The 7,651-nt window shown below is 75.0% G+C and carries 8 protein-coding genes and 1 pseudogene; 5 read left to right on the top strand and 4 right to left on the bottom strand.

Going from position 1 to position 7,651, the window contains the following annotated elements:
• The 4 genes and pseudogenes from AC5FZL_RS13890 to AC5FZL_RS13875 all read right to left on the bottom strand — a co-directional run.
• Positions 1-228 (bottom strand): annotated as a pseudogene (locus tag AC5FZL_RS13890) (23S rRNA (guanosine(2251)-2'-O)-methyltransferase RlmB); the annotation flags it as partial.
• A 25-nt stretch (positions 229-253) separates the two neighbouring features.
• Complete coding sequence (gene cysS / locus AC5FZL_RS13885) at positions 254-1,669, bottom strand: cysteine--tRNA ligase (RefSeq protein ID WP_493619481.1); 1,416 nt, start codon at positions 1,667-1,669, stop codon at positions 254-256.
• A 49-nt stretch (positions 1,670-1,718) separates the two neighbouring features.
• Positions 1,719-2,660, bottom strand: coding sequence for an acetamidase/formamidase family protein (locus tag AC5FZL_RS13880; protein ID WP_493619480.1), 942 nt, complete (start codon positions 2,658-2,660; stop codon positions 1,719-1,721).
• Positions 2,653-4,095: an APC family permease gene (locus AC5FZL_RS13875; protein WP_493619479.1), complete on the bottom strand. Its 1,443-nt coding sequence runs from the start codon at positions 4,093-4,095 to the stop codon at positions 2,653-2,655. Before AC5FZL_RS13875 ends, AC5FZL_RS13880 begins: the two co-directional genes overlap by 8 nt.
• Positions 4,096-4,255: 160 nt before the next feature.
• Between AC5FZL_RS13875 and AC5FZL_RS13870 the strand changes: the two genes are divergently transcribed.
• The 5 genes from AC5FZL_RS13870 to AC5FZL_RS13850 all read left to right on the top strand — a co-directional run.
• Positions 4,256-5,341, top strand: a complete 1,086-nt coding sequence (locus AC5FZL_RS13870; protein WP_493619478.1) for an S-(hydroxymethyl)mycothiol dehydrogenase — start codon at positions 4,256-4,258, stop codon at positions 5,339-5,341.
• The gene (locus AC5FZL_RS13865; protein ID WP_493619477.1) at positions 5,338-5,973 is read left to right on the top strand and encodes an MBL fold metallo-hydrolase; all 636 of its coding nucleotides are present in this window, start codon (positions 5,338-5,340) and stop codon (positions 5,971-5,973) included. The genes AC5FZL_RS13870 and AC5FZL_RS13865 overlap by 4 nt, the downstream gene beginning before the upstream one ends.
• A gap of 29 nt (positions 5,974-6,002) precedes the next feature.
• A complete protein-coding gene (locus tag AC5FZL_RS13860) occupies positions 6,003-6,386 on the top strand; it encodes a GntR family transcriptional regulator (RefSeq protein ID WP_493619476.1) in 384 nt (127 codons plus the stop codon).
• Positions 6,387-6,475: 89 nt separating this feature from the next.
• Positions 6,476-7,429 (top strand): hypothetical protein, encoded by a 954-nt coding sequence (locus AC5FZL_RS13855; RefSeq protein ID WP_493619475.1) that lies wholly within the window; start codon positions 6,476-6,478, stop codon positions 7,427-7,429.
• Positions 7,426-7,651 (top strand): GntR family transcriptional regulator (locus AC5FZL_RS13850; RefSeq protein WP_493619474.1); only part of this gene is annotated, 226 nt, incomplete at its 3' end. The genes AC5FZL_RS13855 and AC5FZL_RS13850, both read left to right, overlap by 4 nt.

Raw genomic sequence — 7,651 nt, 5'->3', positions numbered from 1 at the left:
GCCCCTGCCCTGGGCCGTCGAGCCCCGGCCCTGGGCCGTGCCGCCCTCGGCGCGGCGGGCCGCCGACGCCGCGCGCCGCGCGGCCGGGTGACCGGTGCGCTCGGACGCCGGGGGCGTGGGCCCGCGGCCCTCCAGGGCGCGGCGGTTCTTGCCGCCGGTGCCCACCTGGGCGCCCTTCTTCGAGCCGGCGTTGCGGACGGCGCCGCGTCGTGCTGAGTTGCCTGCCACGTGGATCTCCTCGGGTCTGGGTCGGTCAGGGCCGCTCGGCCAGCGCCCAGCGGGCGCCGTCCGGGGAGTCCTGCACCGCGATGCCGGCTGCTGCCAGCGCGTCGCGGACGGCGTCCGCGGCGGCGAAGTCCTTGTCCGCACGGGCCTTGGCCCGCGCGGCGAGCTGGTCCTGCACGAGCGCGTCCAGCGCGGTGAGCGCCGCGGTGTCCTGCGCCCCGGTCGACCACTGAGCGTCGAGGGGGTTGATCCCCAGGACGTCGGTCATGGCCGCCACCTGGGCGAGCAGGAGCACGGCCGCCTCGCTGTCACGGGCGTCGAGCGCCGCGTTGCCGGCGCGCACGCTCTCGTGCACCACGGCGAGGGCGGAGGGGACGTTGAGGTCGTCGTCCATCGCCGCCACGAAGGCGTCCGGCAGCGCGCCGCCGCGGTCTGCGACGGCCTCCCGCTGCCCGCGCCGCAGGAAGGTCTCGATCCGCGTGACCGCGGCGTCCGCCTCGGCCAGGGAGGTCTCGGAGTGCTCCAGGGCCGAGCGGTAGTGCGCCGAGCCCAGGTAGTAGCGCAGCGCCAGCGGGCGCACGGTCTCCAGCACCGTGGAGACCACGAGGGAGTTGCCGAGCGACTTGCTCATCTTCTCCCCGCCCATCGTCACCCAGCCGTTGTGCAGCCAGTGCTGGGCGAACCCGAGGCCGGCCGCCCGCGACTGGGCCTGCTCGTTCTCGTGGTGGGGGAAGCGCAGGTCCAGGCCGCCGGCGTGGATGTCGAAGGCGTCGCCGAGGTAGCGGCGCGCCATCGCCGAGCACTCCAGGTGCCAGCCCGGCCGGCCGCGCCCGAACGGCGTCGGCCAGGACGCCGTCTCGGGCTCGCCGGCCTTGGCGCCCTTCCACAGCGCGAAGTCGCGCGGGTCGCGCTTGCCGCGCGGGTCGGCGTCCCCCGCGTCGGCCATGTCGTCCAGGCGCTGGTGGGTCAGCGCGCCGTACTCGGGGAAGCTGCGGACGTCGAAGTAGACGTCGCCGCTGCCGTCGGCCGGGGCGTAGGCGTGCCCGCGCTCGACCAGGGCCTCCATGAGCTCGACCATCTCGGTCACGTGACCGGTGGCGCGGGGCTCGTAGGTCGGGCGGCGGACGCCGACCGCGTCGTAGGCGGCGGCGAACGCCTGCTCGTGGGTGTAGGCCCAGGCCCACCACGGCACCCCGGCCTCGGCGGACTTCGCGAGGATCTTGTCGTCGACGTCGGTGACGTTGCGGATGAAGGTCACGCGCAGCCCGTGACCGACCTCGAGCCAACGGGCCAGGACGTCGAAGGCGACGCCGGAGCGCAGGTGCCCGATGTGCGGGGGCGCCTGCACCGTGGCGCCGCAGAGGTAGATGCCGGCCTCGCCCGGGCGCAGGGGCACGAAGTCGCGCACCGCAGCGGTCGCGGTGTCGTACAGGCGCAGCGTCACCGATCGAGGATACCGGCGCGAGGCACCCCTCCCGCGCCGCGGAGGCCGGTCACCGGGTCGCGAGCGCCTGCACCACCGCGTGCGGCATCCGGGCCAGGGTGACCGCGCCCACCGCCGTGAGCGGGTGCAGCGGGTCGGGGGCGGTGGAGCCGGTCGGGCCGCCGAGCTCGGTGTGGGCCACCGCGCTCATCGCCGCGTACGCGTCGCCGCGGTCCCAGCCGCGCTCGTCGACGAGGTAGGAGAACAGCGCCTCGTAGGCCGCGGTGATCGAGGCCTGCACCGGGTCGCCGAGCCCGACGCAGACGATCTCCTCGCCGGTGTCCACGCGCGGAGCGGTCAGGTGGGCGCCCTTGACGACGTCGACGCTCACCGTGGCCGTGCCGGCCACCTCGATGGCGACGAAGGAGGACTCCCCGCGGCTCATCACGGCGTGCAGGTCGCCGATCGACAGCAGCGCGCCCTCCACCTGCACCGGCAGGTAGACCGTCGAGCCGGCGCGCACGTCGGTGAGGTCCATGTTGCCGCCGGTGGGGTAGGACGGCATGACCGTGGAGGCCTCGCCCGAGGCCGGCGCGGTGCCGATGCAGCCGATCATCGGGGCGAGCGGCACAGCCAGGCCGTCGGCGAGGTGGGCCAGGCCGTCGTGCAGCGGGATCCGCCGCACGAACATCTCCTCGCCCATCGGGCGCGCCAGCGCCCCGACGCCGGGCAGGTAGATCGACCAGCCCTGCGAGCTCGGCGTGATGTCGTGGACCGTGACGGCGAGCGCGTCGCCCGGCTCGGCGCCCTCGACGAACACCGGCCCGGTGACCGGGTTGATCACCGCGGTGACGGCGGCGAGGTCGCGCCTCACCTCCATCTGCGCGTACGCCTCGTCGTCGGTCTCCACGGTGATCCGGTCGCCGGCACCGGCCACCACCCGCAGGGCCGGGGGGTGGGTGGCGGAGAACCCCGCGGTCGCGCGGTCCTTGGGGATCAGGTGCTCAGCCACGGAGGTCCCTCTCGTCGGTGGCGGCGCGCTCGCCGGTGGCGGGCACCGCGGCGTGCTCGGGGAGGATCGTCACGTCACCGCTGGAGCGGCGGTAGTAGAGCAGCACGAGGACGCCGACCGCCAGCCACACGAGCCCGCCGACCTGCGCCGCCGTCCCGGCGTTGAGCAGCACGTAGCCGATGATGAGGAAGCCGACCACCGGCACGACCACGTGCAGGAACCAGTTGGTGCTGCGCGTGCGCACTCGGTAGTGGCTCACCACGGACACGTGCAGGAGCAGGAACGCGGTGAGGGCGCCGAAGTTCACGAGCGAGGAGATCAGCGAGATCTGCCCGACGAAGAACAGGCCCAGCACGAGGGTCAGCGCGCCGACGAGGAGGATCGCGCGGTCGGGCACCTGGTTGCGCGGGTTGATCCGCGCCAGGAAGCGCGGCAGCCGGCCGTCGCGGGCCATGGAGAACAGCAGGCGCGAGGTGGCCGACTGCGCGGCCACGGCGTTGGCGATGCCCACGGCCAGGGCGTTCATGAGCAGGAAGGCGATCTGCCAGCCGTGGCCGGCGATCCCCTCGACGATGCCGAAGAAGGCGTTGTTGACCTCGTCGTCCCCGAAGGACTCCACGTCCGGCACGAGCATCGCCGCGAGCCAGGTCTGGGTGACGAAGAACGTCGCCACGAGGAGCAGCGCCGCGATCATGGCCGTGCCGGCCGAGCGGCGTCCGCCCCGGCTCTCCTCCGACAGGGTCGCGATGCCGTCGAAGCCCAGGAAGCTCAGCACGGCGATGGACAGCGCGGCGGCCACGAGGCCCGGGCTGAAGTCGCCCGCGTCGAACAGCGGGGCCGTGGTGAACGTCGCGCCGTCGGTGCCGCGGCTGATCGCCACCACCGCCATGACGATGAAGATCGCGACGAAGACCAGCTCGGCGGCCAGGAAGATCCGGTTGACCACCGCGGTGAAGGAGATGCCGACGTAGTTCACCGTCGTGTTGATGGCGAGGAAGACGACGATCCACACCCACCGCGGGACGTCGGGCAGCACCCCCGCCAGCGACTCCGCGGCGAAGACGTAGAGCAGCGTGGGGACGAGCAGGTAGTCCAGCAGGATGGTCCAGCCGGCGAGGAAGCCCAGGTTCTGGTGCAGGCCGCGGCCGACGTAGGCGTAGACCGAGCCGGCGACGGGGAAGGCCCGCGACATCTGGGCGTAGGACAGCGCCGTGAAGATCATCGCGACCAGGCCGATGAGGTAGACCAGCGGCACCATGCCCGAGGCCTCGTTGTAGACCACCCCGAAGATCGCCCAGGGGGCGATCGGCACCATGAACACCAGCCCGTAGACGAGCAGGTCCGTGGTCGACAGCGAGCGCCGGAGCTCCTGCTTGTAGCCGAGGCTGGCGAGGTCGGCGCCCGCCTCGTCGGCTCCGGTGGTGGGGGTGGGCACGGGTCTCTCCTGGTGTTCGCGCTGGTCGGGCCGCCGAACACTAGGGCCCGCGACCCGTCCGTGTCGGTCAAGGGCGGGTCAAGGGCGCGCGAAGACCTGGTGGGGCGGCGAGGTCGCTCCCGGGCGGCGTCCGGGGGCCGGGTCGGCTAGCGTCCGATCCGTGCCTCAGACCGTGAAGGGCGTCATCGCCCGCGCCAAGGACGCCCCCGTCGAGCTCGTCGACGTCGTCGTGCCGGACCCCGGCCCGTTCGAGGCCGTGGTCGACGTCCAGGCCTGCGGGGTGTGCCACACCGACGTGCACTACCGCGACGGCGGGATCACCGACGACTTCCCGTTCCTCCTCGGCCACGAGGCCGCCGGCACGGTCTCCGCGGTCGGCGAGGGCGTCACCGACGTCGCGGTCGGCGACTTCGTCGTCCTCAACTGGCGCGCCGTCTGCGGCCACTGCCGCGCGTGCCGCCGAGGGCGGCCCTGGTACTGCTTCGACACCCACAACGCCTCCCAGCCGATGACGCTGGCGGACGGCACCCCGCTGACCGCCGCCCTGGGGATCGGCGCCTTCGCCGAGAAGACCCTGGTGCACGCCGGGCAGTGCACGAAGGTCGACCCGGCGCTGCCGGCGACCGCCGCGGGCCTGCTCGGCTGCGGGATCATGGCCGGCTTCGGCGCGGCCGTGAACACCGGCGGGGTCACCCGCGGCGACAGCGTCGCGGTGATCGGCTGCGGCGGCGTCGGGGACGCCGCGATCGCCGGTGCGGCGCTCGCGGGCGCGACGACGATCGTCGCCGTGGACGTCGACGACCGGAAGCTGGAGCTGGCGCGCTCCTTCGGCGCCACCCACACCGTCAACAGCCGCGCGGACGACCCGGTCGAGGCCGTGCGCGCGCTGACCGGCGGCCACGGGGCCGACGTCGTCATCGACGCGGTCGGGCGCCCGCAGACGTACGAGCAGGCGTTCCACGCCCGCGACCTGGCCGGCACGGTGGTGCTGGTCGGCGTCCCCACGCCGGACATGCAGATCACGCTGCCGCTGCTCGACGTGTTCGGCCGCGGCGGCGCCCTGAGGTCGAGCTGGTACGGCGACTGCCTGCCCAGCCGGGACTTCCCGATGCTCGCCGCCCTGTCGCTGCAGGGCCGCTTCCCGCTGGAGGACTTCGTGACCGAGACGACGGGGCTCGACGGCGTCGAGGAGGCCTTCGCCAAGATGGCTCGCGGCGAGGTCCTGCGCTCGGTGGTCGTGCTGTGAGCGGCGAGCTGCGCATCGACGCCGGCACCTCGTCGGGCACCTTCAGCCTCGACGGCCAGACCTTCGACGTCGAGAACAACATCTGGGTGGTCGGCGACGACACCGAGTGCGTCGTCATCGACGCGCCCCACGACCTCGAGGCGATCGCCGCCGTGGTCGGCCCGCGCCAGGTGCGCGCGGTGCTGTGCACGCACGCGCACGACGACCACATCGACCTGGCGCCGATGGCCGGAGAGCGCTTCGCCGCCCCGACGATGCTCCACCACGACGACCTCGGCCTGTGGACCCTGACCCACGCCGACTTCTCGCCCAACCACCTGCTCGAGGACGGCGAGGTCGTCTCCGTGGCCGGCGCCGAGCTGCACGTGCTGCACACCCCGGGGCACTCCCCCGGCTCGGTCAGCGTCTACGTGCCCGCGCTGGAGACCGTCCTCACCGGCGACACCCTCTTCCAGGGCGGGCCCGGCGCGACCGGCCGCTCGTACAGCGACTTCCCCACGATCATCGAGTCCATCCGCGAGCGCCTCCTGGCCCTGCCGCCGGCGACGCGCGTGCTGCCCGGCCACGGCGCGAGCACGACCGTCGGCGACGAGGCGCCGCACCTGCAGGAGTGGATCGACCGGGGCCACTGAGCCCCCGCGTCCGCCCCACCTCCACGACCATGGCGCCCCACCCCCCGCTGCGGCTCGACCCGGCCAGCCCCGCCGGGCCGTCCGAGCAGGTGCACGCCCAGCTCGTGGCCCTCGTCGACGACGGCACCCTGGCTCCCGGCGACCGCCTGCCGACCGTGCGCGCGCTGGCCGAGGAGCTGGGCGTGGCCGCCGGCACCGTCGCCCGGGCCTACCGGCGCCTGGAGGCGGAGGGCGTGGTGAGCACCGCCCGACGCGCCGGCACGGTCGTGCGCGACCGCAGCGTCGCCGGGGACGACGCCGCGGCGAGGGTCGCGGCGGCCGAGCTGGCCCGCGTCGCCGTGGCCGGCGGCCTGGACGACGAGGCGGTGCTGACGCTCGTGCGCGGCGCCCTCCTCGTGGCCCGCAGCGGCTGAGCGGACGGCGCGCCGCCAGCACCGTTGACAGGAGCCGACCCCTCCGCCATCGTCTCAATGAATCAACTCATCGAGACATTGGGGTTCACGTGAGCGGGATCGTGCTGTCGGTGCCCCTGCTGCTGACCGTGGTCGCCAGCGCCGTGCTCGTGGCGGTGCTGGCCGCCACCGCGACCCGCAGCGAGCGGCTGATCGGCACCGTGGCCGCCGCCCGCCGCCACGGCACCGCCACGGGCGCGCTGGCGGTGGCCGTCGGCCTCGTCGGCGCCTGGGCAGCGCCGCGGGCAGCGCAGGCGCTGGACCTGCCCTCGGGCGTCGGGCTGCTGGCGGTGCCCTTCGCGTTCGCCCTGGCGCACACGGCCGTCGTCCTCGCCGGTGAGCTCACCTGGCCGCGCCCGCGGGGTGCGGTGCGCAGCGCGGCGCTGACCGCCCGCGGGCCGTCCACCGTCGCCCCTCGCGGCCTGCGCCGGTTGTTCCGGGCCAGCGCCCTGCTCGTCGCCGTGATCTGCGCCGTCGGCTGGCTCACCGCGGACTCCTCGGGCCGCCGCATCAGCTCGGTGGTGCTGGGTGCCGACGGCGAGCCGGCCTGGAGCGGCAGCTCCGGGCCCTACCCGGGCCCGGTGTTCGCCGTCCCGGCCCTCATCGGCCTGAGCGCGCTCGTCCTGGCGACCGAGCTCGGGCTGCGCCTGGTCGCCTCCCGCCCGGCCGTGGCCGGGGCCGACGCCGCCGCCGAGGCCGTGCTGCGCCGCGCGTCCGCCCACCGGCTGGTGCGGGGGGCGAGCAGCGGGGCGCTGGGCACCGCCGCGGGGCTGCTGGTGTTCGGCGGCGGCGCGGTGCGCGGCGCCTACAGCGGCAGCTGGGGCGGGGTCGTGGGGCACGAGCAGCTGTGGGGGCACCAGCCCGCGCTGGTCGCCGTCGGCACCACCGCGTCGGTGCTGGGCCTGGGGTGCGGCCTCGCGGCGCTCGTCGTGCTGTGCCTGCCGGCGCCGCGGGTGCGTCCCGACCCGGCGCCCGCGGCGCGCGAGCCCGTCACCGCGACGTGAGCGGCGCGGGGTCGCCGTCCGGCCTGACGCTGCTCGTGGACCTCGGCTCCGCGGTCCCGCCGTACGAGCAGGTGCGCACCCAGGTCGCCGCGCACGTCAGCGCCGGGAGGCTGCGCCCGGGAGACCGGCTGCCCACCGTGCGCGCGCTGGCCGCCGACCTGGGCATCGCGGTCGGCACGGTCACCCGGGCCTACCGCGAGCTGGAGGCCGACGGGCTGGTGC

Source organism: Quadrisphaera sp. DVD1 (assembly GCF_058932755.1).
This window is presented reverse-complemented; position numbering and strand designations above follow the sequence as displayed.